Annotated in this window: 17 protein-coding genes; 15 read left to right on the plus strand and 2 right to left on the minus strand. The window is 66.4% G+C overall.

Annotated elements, in window-relative coordinates; all coding sequences use genetic code 11:
• Positions 1-62: 62 nt before the first annotated feature.
• The 11 genes from ASD15_RS01265 to ASD15_RS01315 all read left to right on the plus strand — a co-directional run bounded on the left by ASD15_RS01265 (position 63) and on the right by ASD15_RS01315 (position 14335).
• Positions 63-935 (plus strand): ABC transporter permease, encoded by an 873-nt coding sequence (locus tag ASD15_RS01265; RefSeq protein ID WP_057152883.1) that lies wholly within the window; start codon positions 63-65, stop codon positions 933-935.
• A 413-nt stretch (positions 936-1348) separates the two neighbouring features.
• Entirely contained in the window at positions 1349-2560 is a 1212-nt protein-coding gene (locus tag ASD15_RS01270) for a dipeptidase (RefSeq protein WP_057152884.1), read from the plus strand.
• A 62-nt stretch (positions 2561-2622) separates the two neighbouring features.
• Positions 2623-3240, plus strand: a complete 618-nt coding sequence (locus ASD15_RS01275) for an ANTAR domain-containing response regulator (RefSeq protein WP_082551469.1) — start codon at positions 2623-2625, stop codon at positions 3238-3240.
• Positions 3241-3288: 48 nt separating this feature from the next.
• On the plus strand, positions 3289-4431 hold the full coding sequence (locus tag ASD15_RS01280) for a CmpA/NrtA family ABC transporter substrate-binding protein (RefSeq protein ID WP_057152885.1): 1143 nt from the start codon (positions 3289-3291) through the stop codon (positions 4429-4431).
• A 24-nt stretch (positions 4432-4455) separates the two neighbouring features.
• On the plus strand, positions 4456-5130 hold the full coding sequence (locus ASD15_RS01285; RefSeq protein ID WP_057152887.1) for a methyl-accepting chemotaxis protein: 675 nt from the start codon (positions 4456-4458) through the stop codon (positions 5128-5130).
• Positions 5131-5139: 9 nt separating this feature from the next.
• Positions 5140-5952 carry a uroporphyrinogen-III C-methyltransferase gene (gene cobA, locus ASD15_RS01290; RefSeq protein WP_082551470.1) on the plus strand — a complete coding sequence of 271 codons (813 nt, stop codon included), beginning with the start codon at positions 5140-5142 and terminating at the stop codon, positions 5950-5952.
• A gap of 215 nt (positions 5953-6167) precedes the next feature.
• Positions 6168-7466: an MFS transporter gene (locus ASD15_RS01295; RefSeq protein WP_057152889.1), complete on the plus strand. Its 1299-nt coding sequence runs from the start codon at positions 6168-6170 to the stop codon at positions 7464-7466.
• Positions 7467-7484: 18 nt separating this feature from the next.
• Entirely contained in the window at positions 7485-10016 is a 2532-nt protein-coding gene (gene nirB, locus ASD15_RS01300; protein ID WP_057152891.1) for a nitrite reductase large subunit NirB, read from the plus strand.
• Between the two features lie 11 nt (positions 10017-10027).
• A complete protein-coding gene (nirD, locus tag ASD15_RS01305) occupies positions 10028-10375 on the plus strand; it encodes a nitrite reductase small subunit NirD (RefSeq protein WP_057152894.1) in 348 nt (115 codons plus the stop codon).
• Positions 10375-11583 carry an NAD(P)/FAD-dependent oxidoreductase gene (locus tag ASD15_RS01310; RefSeq protein WP_057152896.1) on the plus strand — a complete coding sequence of 403 codons (1209 nt, stop codon included), beginning with the start codon at positions 10375-10377 and terminating at the stop codon, positions 11581-11583. The genes nirD and ASD15_RS01310 overlap by 1 nt, the downstream gene beginning before the upstream one ends.
• 19 nt (positions 11584-11602) lie before the next feature.
• The gene (locus ASD15_RS01315; protein WP_057152897.1) at positions 11603-14335 is read left to right on the plus strand and encodes a nitrate reductase; all 2733 of its coding nucleotides are present in this window, start codon (positions 11603-11605) and stop codon (positions 14333-14335) included.
• A 12-nt stretch (positions 14336-14347) separates the two neighbouring features.
• On the opposite strand, the gene ASD15_RS01320 is transcribed toward ASD15_RS01315, so the two are convergent.
• Entirely contained in the window at positions 14348-16246 is a 1899-nt protein-coding gene (locus ASD15_RS01320) for a DUF4214 domain-containing protein (protein WP_057152899.1), read from the minus strand.
• A gap of 83 nt (positions 16247-16329) precedes the next feature.
• On the minus strand, positions 16330-17490 hold the full coding sequence (locus tag ASD15_RS01325; protein ID WP_057152901.1) for an MFS transporter: 1161 nt from the start codon (positions 17488-17490) through the stop codon (positions 16330-16332).
• A 105-nt stretch (positions 17491-17595) separates the two neighbouring features.
• On the opposite strand from ASD15_RS01325, the gene ASD15_RS01330 reads away from it, so the two are divergent.
• The 4 genes from ASD15_RS01330 to ASD15_RS01345 all read left to right on the plus strand — a co-directional run bounded on the left by ASD15_RS01330 (position 17596) and on the right by ASD15_RS01345 (position 22448).
• A complete protein-coding gene (locus tag ASD15_RS01330) occupies positions 17596-18351 on the plus strand; it encodes a gamma-glutamyl-gamma-aminobutyrate hydrolase family protein (RefSeq protein ID WP_057152902.1) in 756 nt (251 codons plus the stop codon).
• A gap of 93 nt (positions 18352-18444) precedes the next feature.
• Positions 18445-19815 (plus strand): glutamine synthetase family protein, encoded by a 1371-nt coding sequence (locus ASD15_RS01335; RefSeq protein ID WP_057152904.1) that lies wholly within the window; start codon positions 18445-18447, stop codon positions 19813-19815.
• Positions 19816-19828: 13 nt separating this feature from the next.
• Positions 19829-21205, plus strand: coding sequence for an aspartate aminotransferase family protein (locus ASD15_RS01340; protein ID WP_082551472.1), 1377 nt, complete (start codon positions 19829-19831; stop codon positions 21203-21205).
• A 106-nt stretch (positions 21206-21311) separates the two neighbouring features.
• Positions 21312-22448: an ABC transporter ATP-binding protein gene (locus tag ASD15_RS01345; RefSeq protein ID WP_057152908.1), complete on the plus strand. Its 1137-nt coding sequence runs from the start codon at positions 21312-21314 to the stop codon at positions 22446-22448.
• Positions 22449-22456: the final 8 nt, after the last annotated feature.

The following is a 22456-nucleotide window of genomic DNA, read 5'->3' on the forward strand; positions in this document are numbered from 1 at the left end:
ACGCCTGCTTTGCCGCTGGGCCGCTATGATGCCGTGGATGCCATCGGCCGGAGGCTCGCGTTATGAACCTGCTGCTCGAACCGCCGATCCGCCAGGAATTCGAATACGCCGCCGCGCCGCCGGCGCCGGCCAGCGTCACGCGTCCGCTACCGCTCGCGCAGCGCGTATGGCAGCAGGACTGGCTGCGCAAGGCGTTGATCCTGCTGGCGCTGGCCGCCGGATGGGAAGCCATCGCGCGCTGGCAGAACAACGACCTGCTGCTGCCCACCTTCCTGCAAACCGCAAGCGCCTTCGCGGCAGGCGTCGCCAGCGGCGAACTGCTGGAGCGCGTGCGTGTCTCGCTCAGTATCCTGCTGCAAGGCTATGTGCTGGGCGTAGTCGCTGCTTTCGCGCTCACCGCGCTGGCCGTCACCACCCGCCTCGGGCGCGACCTGCTGGAAACACTGGTCGCCATGTTCAACCCCTTGCCCGCCATCGCGCTGTTGCCGCTCGCGCTGCTGTGGTTCGGCCTGGGCAACGGCAGCCTGCTGTTCGTCATCGTGCACGCGGTGCTTTGGCCGCTGGCGCTGGGCGCCTACGCCGGCTTCCAGGGCGTTCCCGAAACGCTGCGCATGGCCGGCCGCAACTACGGCCTGCGCGGCCTGCCGCTGGTGGTGCAGATCCTCGTCCCCGCCGCGCTGCCCGCGATAGTCTCCGGCCTCAAGATCGGCTGGGCCTTTGCCTGGCGCACGCTGATCGCCGCCGAGCTGGTGTTCGGCGTCTCGTCCGGCAAGGGAGGTCTGGGCTGGTACATCTTCCAGAACCGCAATGAGCTCTACACCGACAAAGTCTTCGCCGGCCTGGCCGCCGTGATCCTGATCGGCCTGCTGGTCGACAGCCTGGTGTTCCGCACCCTCGAACGCGCCACCATCCGCCGCTGGGGTATGCAACGCTGATGCGGCCTATTCCAGAACCCAGCGTCCGTTGCGTTGAATCTGCTCATGCATGGCGTCGGGAGCGAGGTCGCGTGGAATTGTCCTGCAGCCTGACTTCGATAACCTCCCAGTGCATTTTTACTCCCAAGGCGGTATGGGATTTGGGCGCTGCAACGTCTGGCACCACTGCCAGTTGGTGAGCAGTTCGTTCTGATGTAGCTTAGCCCAGCCAAGCACGAGGCTCAAGGCGCGAAGCGTCTCATGGAACGAGCGAATCGTGGGCATCAGTTACTCCGGCGTTCACGGGGGGCAGCCAGCGTACTGCCGCGTGTGCGCTACGGTTTGTGCTATGTCATGCTTGAGCAGAAAAATGGTTAAGATGGCTGTCTTGCCAATTCATGAAAGCCATACTCATGCGTCATGCATATGCTTTTTTGCTCGCCTTCGGACTCACCGCCGCCCACGCCGCCGAAGCGCCTGCCGAGGCGGCGCTCAAGCACGCCAAGGCGCTGCTGGACAAGGTGCCGCTGGTGGACGGCCATAACGACCTGCCGTGGACCATACGTGAGGACAAGGCCCATCCGATGGATGTGGATGCCTACGACCTGCGCAAGCTGAACGGCCAGCAGACCGACTTGCCGCGCCTGAAGGAAGGCCGCGTGGCGGTGCAGTTCTGGAGCGTGTTCGTGCCCGGCGAACTGAAACAGGGCTGGGCGCGCACCCAGCTGGAGCAGATCGACCTGGCCAAGCGCATGATCGCGCGCTACCCGGAACGCCTGGTGCTGGCCACCCGCAGCACCGACATCGCCAAGGCCCGCAAGGCCGGCAAGCTGGCCAGCTTCATCGGCATGGAGGGGGGCCACGTCATCGAAAACAGCCTGGGCGCGCTGCGCGCCTATTACGACCTGGGCGCCCGCTACATGACCTTGACCCACAACGTGACCCTGGACTGGGCCGACGCCGCCCTCGACCTGCCGCGCAACAAGGGCCTGAGCAACTTCGGCAAGGAAGTGGTGCGCGAGATGAACCGCCTCGGCATGCTGGTGGACCTGAGCCACACCAGCCCGGACGTGATGCGCCAGGCGCTCGACACCAGCGCAGCGCCGGTCATCTTCTCCCACTCCAGCGCCCGCGCGCTGGTGGACCATCCGCGCAACGTGCCGGACGACGTGCTGGCCCGCATGGCGGCCAACGGCGGCGTGGTGATGGTGACCTTCGTGCCGGCCTTCGTCTCCACCGACTACATGCGCTGGAAGGACGGCCTGATCGCCCGCACCCGCACCATGGAGCGCGACAGCCCCGCCTACAAGGTGGTGGAAGCGGCCTATATCAGGCAGGCCGGCCCCGCGCCCAAGACCACCTTGCAGCAGGTGGCCGACCATATCGATCACGTGGCCAAGGTGGCCGGCATGGACCATGTGGGCCTCGCCGCCGATTTCGACGGCGGCGCCACCACCGAGGGCTTGAATGACGTGTCCACCTACCCGGCGCTGTTCGCCGAACTGATACAGCGCGGCTGGAAGGACGCCGACCTGGCCAAGCTGGCCGGCGGCAACATCATCCGCGCGCTGGCCAAGGCCGAACAGGTCGCCGCCCGCCTGCAGAAAGAGCGCGCGCCCTCCATCGCCGGGCTGCCGGCAAAATAGTGATCGTTCGGGGGTGGTTTGATTCTTGCTAGTAACCCAGTATTGAATCAGAGCACCCCAAGATGGCATCCAAGCGACAATCAGCGCCCCCGGCGCGCAATCTACGTATCGTGGTGGTCCAGGCGGCCGACGCGGCAACGCGCGCGCACGCCCTGAACGCCGGCCTGCAGGAGGCGGGCTACGAGATCGTCGCCTCCCTTCCCGCCGACATGCATCTGCCCGAGCAGATCGCCCTGCTGCAGCCCGACATGATCATCATCGACGCCGAATCGGACGCGCGCGACGTGCTGGAGCACATCGTCATCGCCACCCGCGACGAGCGCCGCCCCATCGTCATGTTTACCGAGGACGACGCTCCTTCCAGCATGGAAGCGGCGATGGCGGCCGGCGTGTCCGCGTACATCGTGGCGGGCCTGCAGGCCGAGCGCATCAAGCCGGTGCTGAACGTGGCGCTGGCGCGCTTCAAGCAGGAGCAGAAGCTGCTGGCCGAACTGGACGACACCCGCCACAAACTGGCCGAACGCAAGGTGATTGACCGTGCCAAGGGCCTGCTGATGACGCGCCACGGCATGACCGAGGACGCGGCCTACCAGAAGCTGCGCAGCATGGCCATGAACAAGAATTTGAAGCTTGCCGAGATCGCCCAGCGCATCCTCGACGTCGAGGATTTACTGGGCTGATTTTGGTGCATGCACCATTATGGTGCATTTTTGTAGAGGAAAAGAGCGATGACGAAGCATGCGGCACCGGAAAAGCAAGTGGTCAGGATCGGGTTCAACCCGCTGACCGACTGCGCCTCCGTGATCATGGCTGCGGTGCTGGGCTTTGATGAGAAATACGGCATCAAGATCGTGCCGAGCAAGGAGTCGTCGTGGGCCGGCGTGCGCGACAAGCTGCTCACCGGGGAACTGGACGCGGCGCACTCGCTGTACGGCATGGTGTACGGCACCCAACTGGGCATCGGCTGGCAAAAGCGCGACATGGCCATCCTGATGAATCTGAACCGCAACGGCCAGGCCATCACCTTGTCGCGCCGCCTGGCCGAGCAGGGCGCGGTGGACGGCGCTTCGCTGGCCGCGCTGATGAAAAGCGCGCCGCGCACCTACACCTTCGCGCAGACCTTCCCCACCGGCACCCACGCCATGTGGCTGTACTACTGGATGGCGGCGCACGGCATCGATCCGATGCGCCATGCGCGCGTGATCACGGTGCCGCCGGCGCAGATGGTGTCCAACCTGGGCGCCGGCCACATGGACGGCTTTTGCGCCGGCGAGCCCTGGGGCCATCGCGCCGTGATGGACGGCATCGGCATTACCGCCGCCACCAGCCAGCAGATCTGGCCCGAGCATCCGGAAAAGGTGCTGGCCGCGTCGGCCGAATTCGCGCGCACGCATCCCAACACCTGCCGCGCGGTGATTGCCGCCGTGCTGGAGGCCAGCCGCTGGATAGACGCCAGCGCCGCCAACCGCATGGCCATGGCCGAGATCATTTCGGCCGTGCCCTACGTGAACACCAGCAAGGACGTGATCTGCCAGCGCATCCTGGGCCACTACCAGGACGGCCTGGGCAAGAGCTGGGAAGACCCGCACCCGCTGCGCTTCCACCACGAAGGCGCGGTGAATTTCCCTTACCTGTCGGACGGCATGTGGTTCATGACCCAGCAACGGCGCTGGGGCCTGCTCAAGGCCGATCCCGACTACCTGGCCGTGGCCAGTTCGGTACACCAGATAAACCTATACCGCGAAGCAGCGGAAATGACGGAGACACCCGTGCCGCAAAGCGTCCTGCGCAGTTCCACGCTGATGGATGGCAAACAGTGGAACGGCAGCGACCCGGAACGCTATGCGGCGTCCTTCAGCATCAGGCAGTAGTAGAAACCCACCAAGAGGGTGCAGATGGCAAATTACGGAGCGGCCGCACTGGCCACCAAGAACGAAGCGCCCGCGCTGTCGGGCGAAGTATTTGGCGCATTGATCAATCTTTCCGGCCGGCGGCGCTTCACGTCGCAGCGCCTGGTGCTGTACGCGGTGCTGGCCGGCCAAGGCCAGGAAAACGCCGCCGCCACCGCGCGCGAGGCGCTGGCGCTGTTCCGCGGCGCCCACCACGCGCTGGTGGAGGGCAGCGATACCGTGCCGGGCATCTTCTGCCCCGAGCTGGAGGAGGTCTACTTCGGCCGCCCCGGCGGCGATCGCCAGATCCGGGACTTCATGGACCTGGCCGAGCGCACCCTGCGGGCCTGCGAGGACGAGTCGCGCGGCGCGCAGGCGCTGCTGGCCCAGCTGGTCGAGATGACAACGCCGGTGCTGGCGCTGCTGAACCAGATCACCGCCATCTATGAAGAGCAGTCCAAAAAGCACGCGCTGCTGATGAAAAAGCAGCTGCGCGGGGTGATCACGGAAATCGAAACCATTGCCAAGCAGGCCAAGATGGTGGCCTTCAACGCGCGCATCGTGGCGGCGCGGGCCGGTTTCGCCGGGCGCGAATTCGCCGTGGTGGCGGGCGTGCTGTCGAACATCACCGGCGAAATCGACGACATGGTGAAAACGGCCCTGAACACGGCCAATGCATAGGAGCGTAGCATGAACCAGCAAGGCAAAGTCACCCTGGTGGGCGCCGGTCCCGGCGACCCGGACCTGCTCACCCTCAAGGCCGCCAAGGCCATCGCCGCCGCCGACGTGCTGCTGGTGGACGACCTGGTGAACCCGGACATCCTGGCCTGCGCATCGCCGCGGGCGCGCGTAGTCCAGGTCGGCAAGCGCGGCGGCTGCCAGTCCACGCCGCAGGAATTCATCGAGCGGCTGATGATCGCCGAAGCGCGCGCCGGCCAGCATGTGGTGCGCCTGAAGGGCGGCGACCCCTACCTGTTCGGGCGCGGCGGCGAAGAGCGCGCGCAGCTGCTGGCGCACGGCATACAAGTGGAGGTGGTGCCCGGCATCAGCAGCGGCCTGGCAGCGCCGTCCAGCATCGGCATCCCGCTCACGCACCGCAGCTGGAGCCAGGGTGCGGTGTTCGTCACCGGCCACGGCAAGGACGCCGGCTCGGAGCCGAACTGGCCGGCGCTGGCGCAAAGCGGGCTGACCCTGGTGATCTATATGGGCGTGGCGCGCTGCGCCGCAATACAGGCCGGCCTGCTGGCCGGCGGCGCGCGCCCGGACACGCCGGTGGCGGTGGTGCAATCGGCCACCCGTGACGCGCAGCGCCAGCTGATCACCACGCTGGGCGAACTGCCCCAGGCGCTGGCCGCCAGCGGCCTGGGCAGCCCCAGCATCATCGTGGTGGGCGACGTGGTGCGCTGCGCGGACGCATGGGGCGGTGCACACGATGGTGCACCCGCATACGCACCATCGGAGTGCGCTGTTGCACCGCAATATGCCACCGGCACCCTGAATTAAGTTCGTTGAAGTAACAATATCGGCCGCTCCCCCCTGTAAACCGCACTGCGCCTGTCTGGCACGCCTCTTGCAAAGGATAAGGACAGGATCAATGGCGATCCCCCAAACAAATGCGCTGGTCTAACGACGGACTGGCAGGACAACGGCGTCCGCCCAGCTTGATGTTAGATCAAGGCTGCGCGGACGCTTTTTTGTTTTCTAGACGGGATAAAAAAATGGCCAGCAAAGCTACCAGCATCAAGCTCTTCACCATCTCCACGCCGCCGATGCGTGCCTTCCACCTGACCTGGATGGCGTTCTTCATCTGTTTCTTCGCCTGGTTCGCCTGCGCGCCGCTGATGCCGGTGATTAAGGGAGAGTTCGGCCTGACGATGGCGCAGATCGCCAACATCAATATCGCCGCAGTAGCCATCACCATCGTCGTGCGCCTGATCATCGGCCCGCTGTGCGACCATTTCGGCCCGCGCAAGGCCTATACCGGCCTGCTGCTGCTGGGCGCGATCCCGGTGCTGGGCGTGGCCGCCGCGCAGAGCTACGAAAGCTTTTTATTTTTCCGCCTGCTGATCGGCGCGGTCGGCGCCAGCTTTGTCATCACCCAGTACCACACCTCGGTGATGTTCGGGCCGAACGTGGTGGGCACGGCCAACGCGGCAGCCGCGGGCTGGGGCAACGCCGGCGGCGGTGCGGCGCAGGCGCTGATGCCGCTGCTGATGGCCGCCATGATCATGCTGGGCGTGGGCGAGAAGTTCGGCTGGCGCGCGGCACTGGTGGTGCCGGGCGTGCTGATGCTGGTCATGGCCGTGGTGTACTACCAATTCACGCAGGACTGCCCGCAAGGTAACTACAGCGAGCTGCGCGCGGCCGGCATCGCCATCGAAGGCGGTAAGAAAGGCGGCTGGGACAGCTTCAAGCTGGCCGCCACCAACTACCGCGTGTGGCTGCTGTTCGTCACCTACGGCGCCTGCTTCGGGGTGGAGATCTTCATCCACAACATCGCCGCCGTCTACTACGTGGACCACTTCAAATTGTCGCTGGGCCAGGCCGGCATGGCCGCCGGCAGCTTCGGCCTGCTGGCGCTGTTCGCCCGCGCCCTGGGCGGCTGGGTATCCGACAAGGCCGCCATGCGCGGCACCCTGAACAGCCGCGTCACGCTGCTGTTCATCATGATGATCGGCGAAGGCGTGGGCCTGCTGTGGTTCGCCAACGCCGACAGCGTCGCCTTCGCGGTGATCGCCATGCTGGTGTTCGGCCTGTTCACCCACATGGCTTGCGGCGCCACCTACGCGCTGGTGCCGTTCGTCGACAAGCGCGCCCTGGGCGGCGTGGCCGGCATCATCGGCGCGGGCGGCAACGTCGGCGCGGTGGCGGCGGGCTTCCTCATGAAGGGCATGGGCGGCGACGTGCAGCAAACCCTGAGCATCCTCGGCGTGCTGGTCGCGGCATCGGCGGTATGCGCCATCGCAGCGCGCTTCAGCAGCGCGGCGGTTGAAGAGTCGGCCCTGGCCGCAGCTTAAGAATCTAGGAGCAAAGCAATGAACATCATCGTCATCGGCCACGGCATGGTAGGCCACAAATTCCTCGAAAGCCTGGCCACCCACGGCGGCAACGCCAGGCTGAACGTGACCATCCTGTGCGAAGAACCGCGTCCGGCCTACGACCGCGTGCACCTGTCCGAGTTCTTCGCAGGGAAAAGCGCCGAGGACCTGTCGCTGGTCAAGCCCGGCTTCTTCGACCGCGACGACATGGTGCTGCGCCTGAACGCCCGCGCCACGGCCATCGATGCTGCCGCCAAGACCGTCACCACCAGCGACGGCGAAGTGCTCAGCTACGACAAGCTGGTGATGGCCACCGGCTCCTTCCCCTTCGTGCCGCCGCTGCCGGGCAAGGAACGCAAGGACTGCTTCGTCTACCGCACCATCGAAGACCTGGAAGCCATGCTCGAATGCGGCAAGCGCTCCAAGACCGGCGTGGTGATCGGCGGCGGCCTGCTGGGCCTGGAATGCGCCAAGGCGCTGCGCGACATGAACCTGGACACCCACGTGGTCGAGTTCTCGCCGCGCCTGATGGCGGTGCAGGTCGATGACGGCGGCGCGCGCGTGCTGCGCTCCAAGATCGAAGCGCTGGGCGTGACCGTGCACACGGCGAAGAACACCACCGCCATCGTCGACGGCGTGGACGGCACCCACCGCATGCAGTTCGCCGACGGCAGCCACCTGGACGCCGACATGATCGTGTTCTCGGCCGGCATCCGCCCGCGCGACATGCTGGCCAAGGAAAGCGGCCTGGAAGTGGGGCCGCGCGGCGGCATCGTCATCGACAACAACTGCATGACCTCGGACCGCGACATCTACGCCATCGGCGAATGCGCGCTGTGGGGCGGCATGATCTACGGCCTGGTGGCGCCCGGCTACGAAATGGCGCGCGTGGCGGCCAAGCACCTGCTGGGCGAAGCGGCCGAATTCAACGGCGCGGACATGAGCACCAAGCTGAAACTGATGGGCGTGGACGTGGCCTCCATCGGCGACCCGCACGGCAAGGAAGAAGGCAGCCGCGTGTACCAGTTCATGGACGAGCGCAAGCAGATCTACAAGAAGATCGTGGTGTCGAGCTGCGGCCGCTACCTGCTGGGCGGCGTGATGGTGGGCGACGCCAGCGAGTACGGCACCCTGCTGCAAATGATGCTCAACAAGATCGAACTGCCGGAGTCGCCCGAGTTCCTGATCCTGCCGCAGTCGGACGGCAAGGCCAAGCCGGGGCTGGGCGTGGACGCGCTGCCCGAAGGCGCCCAGATCTGCTCCTGCAACGACGTGTCGAAAGGCGCCATCTGCGCCGCCGTCGGCGACGGCGCCACCAGCATCGGCGCGCTCAAGTCCTGCACCAAGGCCGGCACCGCCTGCGGCGGCTGCGTGCCGCTGGTGACCCAGGTGATGAAGGCCGAGATGAAGAAGCTGGGCATGGACGTCAACAACCATGTCTGCGAACACTTCGCCTACTCGCGCCAGGAACTGTACCACCTGATCCGCGTCGGCCAGATCCGCACCTTCGACGCGCTGCTGGCGCAGCACGGCAAGGGCCTGGGCTGCGACGTGTGCAAGCCGCTGGCCGCCAGCATCCTGGCCTCCTGCTGGAACGACTTCGTGCTGAAGAAGGAACACGCCAGCCTGCAGGACACCAACGACTACTTCCTGGGCAATATCCAGAAGGACGGCACCTACTCGGTGGTGCCGCGCATGCCGGGCGGGGAAGTGACCGCCGACGGCCTGATCGCGGTCGGCACCGTGGCCAAGAAATACGGCCTGTACACCAAGATCACCGGCGGCCAGCGCGTCGACCTGTTCGGCGCGCGCGTCGAGCAGCTGCCGCTGATCTGGGAAGAGCTGATTGCCGCCGGCTTCGAAACCGGCCACGCCTACGGCAAGTCGCTGCGTACCGTGAAGTCCTGCGTCGGCTCCACCTGGTGCCGCTACGGCGTGGACGACAGCGTGGGCCTGGCCATCGAGCTGGAAAACCGCTACAAGGGCCTGCGCACGCCGCACAAGATCAAATTCGGCGTGTCCGGCTGCACCCGCGAGTGCGCCGAAGCGCAGGGCAAGGACGTCGGCATCATCGCCACCGAAAAAGGCTGGAACCTGTACGTGTGCGGCAACGGCGGCATGAAGCCGCGCCACGCCGAACTGATCGCCTCCGACCTGGACAAGGCCACGCTGGTGCAGTACATCGACCGCTTCCTGATGTTCTACACCCGCACCGCCGACCGCCTGCAGCGCACCAGCACCTGGCGCGACAACCTGGAAGGCGGCCTGGACTACCTGAAGGACGTGGTCATCAAGGACAAGCTGAACATCGCCGCCGAGCTGGAAGCCGAAATGCAGAACGTCGTCGACACCTACGAGTGCGAGTGGAAGGTGGCCGTTACCGACCCTGAGACGCGCAAGCGCTTCCGCCACTTCGTCAACAGCGAGCAGGCCGACCCGAACGTCATCTTCATGGAAGAACGCGGCCAGATCCGCCCGGCCACGCTGGAAGAGCGCAAGGCCGTCGTCATCCCGATCAAAGTAGCTTGAGGAGAAGCACCATGCACCGCGATATCCAAAACGACCGCTGGACCGCCATCTGCGCGCTGGAAGACATCGTCCCGAACACCGGCGTGTGCGCGCTGCTGCAGGGCGAGCACGTGGCCGTGTTCCACGTGAACGACGGCGAGCAGCGCGTGTTCGCCATCCACAACTACGACCCCAACTCGCACGCGTCGGTGCTCTCGCGCGGCCTGGTGGGCAATCTGGGCGAACGCATCGTGGTCGCCTCGCCCATCTACAAGCACCATTTCGACCTGCAGACCGGCGAATGCCTGGAAGCGCCGGAACACTCGGTGGCGACCTATCCGGCCCGCATCGACGGCGGCAAAGTCTGGGTGGGTGCGTAATGAAACCGGCACTGGTCGTCATCGGCAACGGCATGGCGGGCATGCGCACCGTCGAGGAGCTGCACAAGCTGGCGCCGGACCTGTACGACATTACCGTGTTCGGCGCCGAGCCATACGGTAACTACAACCGCATCCTGCTGTCGCCGGTGCTGGCGGGCGAGAAGACGGTCGACGACATCATGCTGCACACCCGCGAGTGGTACGAGAGCCACAACATCACGCTGCACGCGGGCGACCCGGTGGTGCACATCGACCGCCGCAAGCGCATCGTGCGCGCGCAGTCCGGCAAGGAAGTGCGTTACGACCGCCTGCTGCTGGCCACCGGCTCCAAGCCCTTCATTATCCCGGTGCCCGGCCACCAGCTGCCCGGCGTGATCGCCTTCCGCGACATCCAGGACGTGGAGACCATGCTGGAGGCGTCGCGCAACCACAAGCACGCGGTGGTCATCGGCGGCGGCCTGCTCGGGCTGGAAGCGGCCAACGGCCTGCTGCGCCAGGGTATGCAGGTGACCGTGGTGCACGTCACCGATGCGCTGATGAACCAGCAGCTCGACAAGCCGGCCGCCCAGCTGCTGCAGAAGGCGCTGGAAAACAAGGGCCTGAACTTCATGCTGAACGCACAGACCGCAGAAATAGCGGGCCCGGACCGTGTAACGTCGGTGCGCTTCAAGGACGGCAGCGAAATACCGGCCGACCTGGTGGTGATGACCGCCGGCGTGCGCCCCAACATCGCGCTGGCCAAGGAAGCCGGCCTGCACTGCGACCGCGCCATCGTGGTCGACGACACGCTGCAAACCTACGACCCGCGCGTCTATGCCGTGGGTGAATGCGTGCAGCACCGCAGCGCCACGTTCGGCCTGGTGGCCCCGATCTGGGAGCAGGCGCGCGTGTGCGGCGCCCACCTGGCCGGCGCCGGCCACCGCCGCTACGTGCAGCAGACATCCCCCACCCGGCTGAAAGTGACGGGCGTGGACCTGTACTCGGTGGGCGACTTCATCGGCGGCGAAGGCAGCGAAGACCTGGTGCTGCGCGACGCCAAGCGCGGCGTGTACAAGCGCCTGGTGCTGAAGAACGGCTGCATCACCGGCGCCGTGCTGTACGGCGACGTGCAGGACGGCCCGTGGTACTACGACCTGATCCAGAACCGCACCGACATCACCCCGATACGCCAGCACCTGCTGTTCGGCCAGGCCCTGTGCGCCGCGTAAAAATTGAGTGAGAACCATCGTGAACCTGTCCCAAGATAATCTGTCGGTACAAACCACTTGCGCATACTGCGGCGTCGGCTGCGGCGTGAAGGCCACTCCGCAGGGCGACGGCACGGTTGCCGTGGCCGGCGACCAGGACCACCCCGCCAACCTGGGCAAGCTGTGCGTCAAGGGTTCCGCGCTGGGCGAGACGGTAAGCCTGGACGGCCGCCTGCTGTATCCGCAGGTGAGGGATGAACGCGGTTCTGCCGCCTTGCGCCGGGTCTCCTGGGACGAAGCGCTCGGCAAGGTGGCCGGCAAATGGCAGGCCGTCATCGCCGAACACGGCCCGGACGCGGTGGCGCTGTACGTCTCCGGCCAGCTGCTGACGGAAGACTACTACGTCGCCAACAAGCTGATGAAGGGCTACGTCGGCAGCGCCAATATCGACACCAACTCGCGCCTGTGCATGTCGTCGGCCGTGGCCGGCCACAAGCGCGCCTTTGGCGAAGACCTGGTGCCGGTCTGCTACGAAGACCTGGAACTGGCCGACATGATCGTGCTGGTGGGCTCCAACATGGCCTGGTGCCATCCCATCCTGTTCCAGCGCATCGCCCGCGAACGCGAGAAGCGCCCCAATCTGAAGCTGGTGGTGGTCGACCCGCGCCGCACCGCCACCTGCGAACTGGCCGACCTGCACCTGCCGGTCAAGCCGGGCACCGACGTGTGGCTGTTCAACGGCCTGCTCAGCTATCTGTCGCGCATCGGCGCGGTCGATCCCGAATACGTGGCGGCGCACACCAACGGCTTCGAGGCCGCGCTGGCCGCCGCCGAAGTCGATTGCGCCGATCCGGCCGCCGTCGCCAAGGCCTGCAAGATCAGCCTGGGCGCGCTGATGGAATTCTACGAATCGTTCGCCGCCACCGCCAAGGTCATCACCGCCTTCTCGATGGGCGTGAACCAGTCCTCGGCCGGCACCGACAAGGCCAACAGCATCATCAACTGCCACCTGGTCGGCGGCCGCATCGGCAAGCCGGGCATGGGCCCGTTCTCCATCACCGGCCAGCCGAACGCCATGGGCGGGCGCGAAGTGGGCGGCCTGGCCAATATGCTGGCCGCGCACATGGACCTGGACAACTGCGCCCACCGCGACGCGGTGCAGACCTTCTGGGACTCGCCGCGCATGGCGGACAAGCCCGGCCTGAAAGCGGTGGACCTGTTCGAGGCCATTGAAGCCGGCCGCGTGAAGGCGGTGTGGATCATGGCCACCAATCCGGTGGTGAGCCTGCCGAACGCGGACCAGGTCAAGCGCGCGCTGGCCAAGTGCGAGCTGGTGGTGGCCTCCGACATCGTCCTCGGCACCGACACCAACGCCTACGCAGACGTGCTGCTGCCGGCCCTGGGCTGGGGCGAGAAGGACGGCACGGTCACCAATTCCGAACGCCGCATCTCGCGCCAGCGCGCCTTCCTGCCGGCGCCGGGCGAAGCGCGCGGCGACTGGTGGATCATCTCGCAGTTCGCCCAGCGCATGGGCTACGCCGGCTTCGATTTCGGCGCCGTGCACGAAGTGTTCGACGAACACGCGCGCCTGAGCGCCTGGCGCAACAGCGCCGACGACCTGCCGCGCGTGTTCAACATCGGCGGCCTGGCGAACATGAACCATAGCGCTTTCGACACCATGTCGCCTGTCCAGTGGCCGGTGCGCGAGCACGTCGGCGTGGACGGCGGCACGGCGCGCCTGTTCGAGGATGGACGCTATTCGCACCCGGACGGCAAGGCGCGCTTCATCGCCACCTTGCCGCGCCTGCCGGCACACCAGATCGACGAGGACTTCCCGCTGGCGCTGAACACCGGCCGCGTGCGCGACCAGTGGCACACCATGACGCGCACCGGCCGCTCGGCCAGGCTGGCGGACCACGTTCCGGAATCGTTCATCGACATGCATCCGCAGGACGCGCTGATCCACGGTGTGCGCGAAGGCGAGCTGGCGCGCGTGACCAGCCAGTGGGGTTCGATGGTGGCGCGCGTGCAGCACGGCGGCGGCATCGCGCGCGGCGGCGTGTTCATTCCCATCCACTGGAGCGGCCAGACTTCGTCGGACGCGCGCGTGGGCGGGGTGGTCAACCCGGTGGTCGATCCGGTGTCGGGCGAGCCTGAGTTCAAGCACACGCCGGTGCGCATCGAGCAGTTCCGCGTGAGCTGGCATGCCTTCATCCTGAGCCGCAGCGAGCTCGGCCTGGACAGCGTGGCGCACTGGACCCGCATCCAGGGCAAGGAATTCGCGCGCTACGAACTGGCCGGCCGCAACAGCATCGCCGACTTCAGCGGCTGGGCGCGCGAACTGCTGGGCGTGCAGGATCCTGACGCGGACTGGCTGGAATACGCCGACCGCACCGAGGGCATGTACCGCGCGGTGCACGTGGTGGACGACCGCATCGAGCAGTGCATCTTCCTGTCGCCGCGCCTGGACCTGCCGGCGCGCAGCTGGCTGGCCGGCCTGTTCGCCGAGGAGGCACTGGCCGACGCCGACCGCGCCAGCCTGCTGATCGGCCGTCCGCTGAAGAAGGGCGTGGATGTGGGGCCCACCGTGTGCTCCTGCTTCGGCGTGGGCCGCAACACGATCTGCTCGGCCATCCGCGAGCAGGACCTGAAGTCGGTGCCGGAAGTGACCGCCTGCGTCAAGGCCGGCGGCAACTGCGGCTCCTGCGTGCCGGAGCTGAAAAAACTGCTGGCGGAAACGCGGCTGGAAATCGCCGCCGATGCGCCGGCCTGAGGCGGATACGCCTCAGAACACGCGGCGTATCCGCCCGCGCAGGGCGCTGCTGCCGCCCTCGCAGTGCTGTTCGAAGCGGGCGTCGAGTTCTTTCACGTTGCCGTTTTCGTAGCTGATCTTGTCGATCACGAACCAGCCGGTCAGCGTATTGCAGCCGCGTCCGTTGCCACCCCACGACATGCCGCCTTTGACGGCGTTGTGGAAGGGGTAGCGCTGCAGTCCGCCGTAGTAGCCCGGTTTGAGCTCGCTGAGCGAATTCATGCCCACGAACTCGCCGCTCCAGCGGTCGCCGTTGCTGTTGACGCTGACGGTAAAGCTGTTGCCGGTAACGCTGACGGTGGCAGCGCTCTCCAGATAGAGGTATTTCTTGCCGCCGCCGATGTAGTCGCCCGCCGTGCTTTCCAGGTAGACCGAATTGCCGGCCGGGTTCACCGTAGGCGTCCACAGACCCGCGGGCACCGGCAGTACCGGGCCTGGCGCGCCGGTGTTGTCGGCCGCGTTCCAGTGCACCTGCCCGCGCAGCGCCGAGCTGCCGCCTTCGCAGTGCTGCTCGAAGCGCAGGTCGATTGCCGACAGCTTGGCGCCGGCGTATTCCACCTTGTCCACCACGAACCAGCCGCGCAGCGTGTTGCAGCCGCGTCCTTCACCGGACCAGTCGAGGCCGCCCATATTCGCGTTCTGGAAGGGATAGCGCGTCAGGTCGCCGTAGTAGCCGGGCGAGAGCCTGGCGCCGCTGCCCGATTGCTTGAAGTCGCCCGTCCAGTCCTGGTCGCCCGCCACCCGCAGCGACAGGTAGTTGTCGCTGGCCGACAGGGTAAACGCGGCATCGCTCTGGCGGTACAGATAACTGCGGTTGCCGACGATGTAGTCGCCGCCCGAACCTTGCAGGTACACGTAGTTGCCGGCCGCCGGCAATGCGCTGGCGTCCGGCTTCCACAGTTCCGGTATCACCTTGGCCACCACCAGCAAGGACACTTCCTTGCTGCGCGTGGCGCCGGTGCGCACCGTCAGCGTCACCAGGTATTGGCCGGCAACGTCGGGGGTGAACGTGGGCGTGCCGCCCTGGGTGTTGGCCAATACCGCCTGGCTGCCGCCGGGACGCATCAGCATGGCCCACTCATAGGTCAGCGGTCCATTGGCCGTGCTGGCCGTGCCGTCCAGCTGCACCTGCGAGCCGGCCAGTACCTCTTGCGAGCCGCCGGTGCGCGCCACCGGGGTGTAGCTGACGCCGCGCTCGAAGATGGCAATGCCTTGTTGCATGGCGGCCTTCACGCCCAGGCGGTTTTCGTCGCTTTCGCTGAACCCCATCAGCACTTGCGGCGGCGTGGCGACGCCGCGAATCAGGGCGGTGAGCCAGAAGGCGACGCCGTCCGGATCGCCATCGCGGTGCAGGATGTTCCGATACAGCTTGCTGACGAAGTCGTTCGGTGCGGGGGCCGGACCGTACAGGCGGCGGAATTCGTCGGAGTCGATGAAATTGCCGGCAATGGTTTCCAGCGAATAGCCGCTGTCCAGCGCATTGGTCCAGAAGGTCAGGCCGCCAATGGCGGGGGCGCGGCCGAACGCCGCCTGGTACAGGCGGTAGACCACCGCAGGTGTGCCGTCCGTGCCCAGCACCAGGGAGCTGTCGGAGAAGCGCAGCGTGCTGTTGACCGGTACGCTGACCTGCACGCCGCTCTTGTTGGTGACCGTGGCATAGCTGCCGGAGTTGTAGACGGTGTAGTCCGAGCGCAGGCCTTCGAAGCGGCGCACCTCGGTGCCGGCGCTGACGGCGGCAGCGGCGCTGGCGACGGCGCCGCCGCTCAGCAGCTTGGGCTGCATGGCTGCCGCTGGTTCGGCAGGCTGTTCGCCGCCGCATCCGGCCAGCATGCTGGCCAGCAGCAGCGCGCCAAATAGTAGTCTTGCGTTCATTGATTGAGCTGGAGGAGAAAAAGGAGCGCTAGCGTAGCATGGCGGCCTGTGTCCAAATGTCACCAATTTCCACGCCGGCGCGCTCAGGGAGTGCTGCGCGCGGGGGCCAGGCCGCGCTGCCGTTCCCACCACGCGCTGGCCAGGAACAGCGCGCAGCCCGCGAACAGCACGGCGGGCAGCGCCTGGATGCCGGCGCTCTGCATCAGCACCCCCGTGACCAGCGGACCGCCCGCGCTGGCCACGCCCCACGAGGCATTGACCACCGCGCTGGCCGTGGTGAGCGACGGCCCGGAGAATTTCTCTCCGCATGCCACCAGCGACAGCATGTAGATGGCGCCGGCCGCCGCGCCCAGCGCCACCAGCAGCGTCCACCATAGCCACGGCGTGCCGGCGGCGAACGGCAGCAGCGGCAGCAGCAGGCACACCGCCACGCCGCAGGCGACGTGCACGCGCCGGCGGCCGTAGCGGTCCGCCAGCCAGCCCATGGCGAACTGCAGCGCCGTATCGCCCACCAGCACCACGGTGGCCGACAGCAGCGCCAGCTCCGTTACGATGCCCTGGCGGATCGCATACACTGGCAGGAAGCTCAGGATCAACGTGTCGAACAGCGCGAAGAAGGCCGCGCCCATCACGATCATCGGCATTTTCGGCAGCACGCTCTGCCAGCGCGGATGCGGCTCATCGCTGTCCGGCAGGCGCGCCCCGTTGATCAGTCCCAGGCCCGGCAGCGCGAGCAGGAACAGGCCGCCGCAGGCCGCAAAGCTCCACGCCACCTTGCCGTTCAGCGCCGCCACCAGCGCCGGACCGGCCAGCTGGAACAGCGTAAAGCTGGTGGTGTAGATGGCCACCACGCGCCCGCGCGAGTTGTCCGGCGCCAGCCGGTTCACCCATGCCTCGCCCACCGTAAACAGCACGCCCATGGCGGCGCCGAACACGAAGCGCAGCACGCCCCACAGCCACACGTTGTCCGTGATCTGCATCAGGGCGGTGGACAGCGCCGCCGCCCATACCGCGCCGATCATGGTGCCGCGCGGCCCGAAACGCGCCACCCAGCCGGTGACGAAAGGCGCCGAGCCGAGGATGCCGAGCGCACTGGCCGCCGTCACCAGGCCGATCAAGTGCGCGCCCGCGCCGCGCTGGTCCAGCGTGAGCGCGGCGAGGGGAATGGTGGCGCCGAGCCCGAGGCCGACGACGCCGATACTGAGGATGAGGGCGAAGAAGTCGCGCCAGGGAAGATGTTTCAATGTGTGGCTTTGCAGCAAAAGTGTTGTGCGTGATGATAGCAAATCTGGAAATGTGATAAATTGGCTTATCGCTTAAACGGAGGCCTCTGCACAGAGACTGAAGCCATGCGCCGACCATTAGTTATCGTCCCCGCCTGCACCCGGCATATAGGCTCGCATCCCGACCACGCCGTGCATTCCAAGTACATCGACGCCGTTGTACAGGGAGCCCGCTGCATGCCGCTGATCCTGCCTGCGCTGGGCGCGCAGACCGATTTCGAAGCCGTGCTCTCGGCCGCCGACGGCATCATGCTCACCGGCTCGGCCTCCAATCTGCAAGCCATCCTGTACGGCCAGGAAGTACTCAACCTCGAACTGCCGCAGGACCATGCGCGCGACGCCACCACGCTGCCGCTGATACGCGCCGCCCTCAAGCGCGGCATCCCGCTGATGGCGATCTGCCGCGGCTTCCAGGAACTGAACGTGGCGCTGGGCGGCACCCTGCACCAGGCGGTGCAGGAAGTGCCGGGCATGCTGGACCACCGCGACAGTCCGCTGGATACGCTTGAAAAACAGTATGGCCCGGCGCACCGCGTCCAAATCGCGCCGGGCGGAAAACTCGCGCACATCCTCGATGGCGCGCGCGAGATCATGGTCAATTCCCTGCACGGGCAGGGTATCGACCGTCTCGCGCCGGGGCTGGTGGCGGAAGCCACCGCCGACGACGGGCTGGTGGAAGCCTGCACCGTCGCCACGGCGCCCGGCTTCACGCTGGCGGTGCAGTGGCACCCTGAGTGGCAGGCCACCGCCAACCAGGATTCAATGAAAATGTTCCAAGCCTTCGGGCAGGCATGCCGTACCTACCAGGAACGCATTCCTTAGCTGCGCTCTCATTGCAGCCACGCTGCAGTCCCGCGTACACGGCCCGCAAGCGATACCCGGCCGTGTCAGATCAAGACTTTTAGAGAGCTCATCATGGCAATTCGCGAAAACTTTACGTACACAGATATGGATTTGTGGCTCAATGAAAAACGGGTCACCGAAATTGAATGCCTGGTCCCCGACCTGACCGGCGTCGCCCGTGGAAAGATCCTGCCGCGCGGGAAATTCACGCAGGAGCGCGGCATGCGCATCCCTGAAGCGGTGCTGGGCATGACCGTCACCGGCAACTATCCGACCGACGACGCGGCCTACGACCGCGCCATCTCGGCCACCGACCGCGACATGATCCTCAAGGCCGACCCCACTACCATCACCATGGTGCCGTGGGCCACCGACCCCACCGCGCAGGTGATCCACGATTGCTATTTCGCCGACGGCGCGCTGGTGGACTTCGCGCCGCGCACCGTGCTGCGGCGCGTGCTCAAGCTGTACGCGGAGCGCGGCTGGAAGCCGGTGGTGGCGCCCGAGCTGGAGTTTTACCTGACCGCCAAGAATATCGATCCCGACCTGCCGCTCAAGGCGCCCATCGGCCGCAGCGGCCGCGCCGAGACCAGCCGCCAGATCTACAGCATCGACGCGGTCAACGAGTTCGATCCGCTGTTCGAGGACATCTACGACTACTGCGACCTGATGGGCCTGGACGTGGACACGCTGATCCACGAAATCGGCGCCGGCCAGATGGAGATCAATTTCCTGCACGGCGACCCGCTCGGCCTGGCCGACAAGGTGTTCTTCTTCAAGCGCACCCTGCGCGAAGCGGCGCTCAAGCACGACATGTACGCCACCTTCATGGCCAAGCCCATGGCGGGCGAACCCGGATCGGCCATGCACGTGCACCAGAGCGTGGTGGACGTGAAGAGCGGCCGCAACATCTTCAGCAACGAGGACGGCTCGCCGGCCGCCGTGTTCAAGCACTACATCGGCGGCCTGCAGCGCTACATGCCCGCCGCCATGGCCATCGTGGCGCCGTACGTGAACTCCTACCGCCGCCTGGTGCGCCACACCGCCGCGCCGATCAACATCCAGTGGGGCGTGGACAACCGCACCGTGGGCTTCCGCGTGCCCGAATCCGGCGTGCAGGACCGCCGCGTGGAAAACCGCATCATCGGCGCGGACGCCAATCCCTACCTGGCGCTGGCCGTCACGCTGGCCTGCGGCTACCTCGGCATGACCGAGCAGCTCGAACCGACGCCGGCCACCACCGGCAGCGCCTACGACATGAAATACGAGCTGCCGCAAGGCCTGCCGGAAGCGCTGGCCGCGCTGCGCAAGGAGGACAAGCTGCGCGCCGTGCTGGGCGACCGCTTCATCGACGTCTACGCCGCCATCAAGGACGTGGAGCACCAGGAGTTCATGAAGGTCATCAGCCCCTGGGAACGCGAACATTTGCTGCTGCACGTTTGACAGGGGCGCCATCATGACGGACACCAAAACCATCCAGCAGCAGGACCATGCGCACTACCTGCATCCCTTCACCGACCACAAGGCGCTGGGCGAGAAGGGCGTGCGCGTGATGGTGCGCGGCGAGGGCATCTACCTGTGGGACTCGGAAGGCAACAAGATTTTGGACGGCATGTCCGGCCTGTGGTGCGTGGCGGTGGGCTACGGCCGCACCAGCATCTCCAGGGCCGTGTACGAGCAGATGGAGACGCTGCCGTTCTATAACAGCTTCTTCAACACCACCAACGTGCCGGCGGTGCAGCTGGCGGCGCGCCTGGCGCAGCTGGCGCCGGCGGGCTTCAACCGCGTGTTCTTTACCGGCTCCGGCTCGGAAGCGAACGACACCAATGTGCGCATGGTGCGGCGCTACTGGGACCTGCTGGGCTTCAAGGAGCGCCACGTCATCATCAGCCGCCACAACTCCTACCACGGCAGCACCATGGCGGGCGCCTCGCTGGGCGGCATGAGCGGCATGCACGAGCAGGGCGGCTTGCCGATTCCCGGCATCGTCCACATCGGCCAGCCGAATTACTACGACGACGGCGCCGGCCTCACGCCCGACGAATTCGGCCTGCGCTCGGCATCCTGGCTGGAAGCGAAAATCCTGGAAGTGGGACCGGACAAGGTGGCCGCCTTCATCGGCGAGCCGGTGCAGGGCGCCGGCGGGGTGATCATCCCGCCGGACACTTACTGGCCCGAGATCCGCCGCATCTGCGACAAGTACGGCATCCTGCTGATCGCCGACGAGGTCATCACCGGCTTCGGGCGGCTGGGGCGCTGGTTCGCCTCCGAGCCCTTCAGGCCGGATTTGATCACCTTCGCCAAGGGCGTCACCTCCGGCTACGTGCCGCTGGGCGGCGTGCTGGTGAGCGACCGCGTGGCCGACGTGCTGATCGCGCAGGGCGGCGACTTCAACCACGGCTTCACCTATTCCGGCCACCCGGTGGCCTGCGCGGCGGCGCTGGAAAACCTGCGCATCCTCGAAGAGGAGGGGCTGGTCGGACGCGTGGCGAACGACACCGGCCCCTATCTGAAGCGGGCTTTCCTCACGCTGGCCGAGCACCCGCTGGTCGGCAGCGCGGAGAGCTGCGGCTTCGTGGCCGGGCTCAACCTGGTCAAGCGCAAGGCGGAAAACGTGCACTACCAGGTGCGGTTCGACCCGGCGCTGGGCGTGGGCATGCTGTGCCGCGCCCACATGTTCAACACCGGCATCATCATGCGCGCCGTGGGCGAGCGCATGATCATTGCCCCGCCGCTGGTGATGACGCACGCGCAAATCGACGAGATGGTGTCGCTGATCCGCCGCGCGCTGGACCTGACGCTGGAAGAAGTGCGCCAAAGAGGGCTGTTGTAACCGCATTTTGGTAGTCTTCCTCGATATGCTGCATTTATAATCACGTCTCTTGCCGTGCGGCCTCGCCGCGCGCGTGCATCCCGATTAAGCTTATCAATTCGCCAATATGACGACAGTCCAACCCGCCGACGCTGGCCAGCCTTTCCTGTTAATCCGCAATCTGGTCAAGGATTTTGACGGCGTGCGCGCCGTCAATGATGTGTCGGTGACGATCAACAAGGGCGAGATTTTCGCCCTGCTGGGCAGTTCGGGCTGCGGCAAGTCGACCCTGCTGCGCATGCTGGCCGGTTTCGAAACGCCCACCTCCGGCGCCATTACCCTGGGCGGCAAGGACATCATCAGCACCCCGCCGTACGAGCGCCCCATCAACATGATGTTCCAGTCCTACGCGCTGTTTCCGCACCTGTCGGTGTGGGACAACATCGCCTTCGGCCTGCGCCGCGACGGGTTGCCGGCGCAGGAAGTGGCCGCGCGCGTGGACCACATGCTGTCGCTGGTGCAGCTCACGGCCTACGGCAAGCGCAAGCCGCACCAGCTGTCCGGCGGCCAGCAGCAGCGCGTGGCGCTGGCGCGCAGCCTGGCCAAGCGCCCGCAGCTGCTGCTGCTGGACGAACCGCTCGGCGCGCTGGACAAGAAACTGCGCGAGCAGACCCAGGTCGAGCTGGTCAACATCATCGAACAGGTCGGCGTGACCTGCGTGATGGTCACCCACGACCAGGACGAGGCGATGAGCATGGCCACCCGCATTGCCATCATGAGCGAGGGCCGCATCCTGCAGGTGGGCGCGCCGGGCGAAATCTATGAAACCCCGAACTGCCGCTTCGTGGCCGACTTCATCGGCTCGGTCAACCTGTTCGAAGGCCGGGTCACCGAAGACCAGCCCAGCTACGTGGTGATCGAATCGGACGAAACCAGCCACTACGTCAGCCACGGCATCACCGGCACCGACGACATGGAAGTGAGCGTGGCGGTGCGCCCGGAGAAGATCGTGCTGCAGCCGAACGCGCCCACCATGTCGCAGCGCGCCAAGGTGGAAGAGCACGGCCACAACTGCGTGCAGGGCGTGATCGCGGCGGTGTCCTACTTCGGCAACGAAACCCACTACCAGGTCAGGCTGGACAGCGGCATGCGGCTCAAGGTGGCGCGCACCAACTCGGCGCGCCATGCCGAAGCACCCCTGCAGCGCGAGCAGCGCGTGCACGCGTGGTGGGACGGCAGCGACGTTGTCGTGCTGACCCGTTGAGCGGCAGG

Origin of the sequence: Massilia sp. Root351 (assembly GCF_001425045.1) — a bacterium.
In the GTDB taxonomy this organism is placed as follows: Bacteria; Pseudomonadota; Gammaproteobacteria; order Burkholderiales; family Burkholderiaceae_D; genus Rugamonas.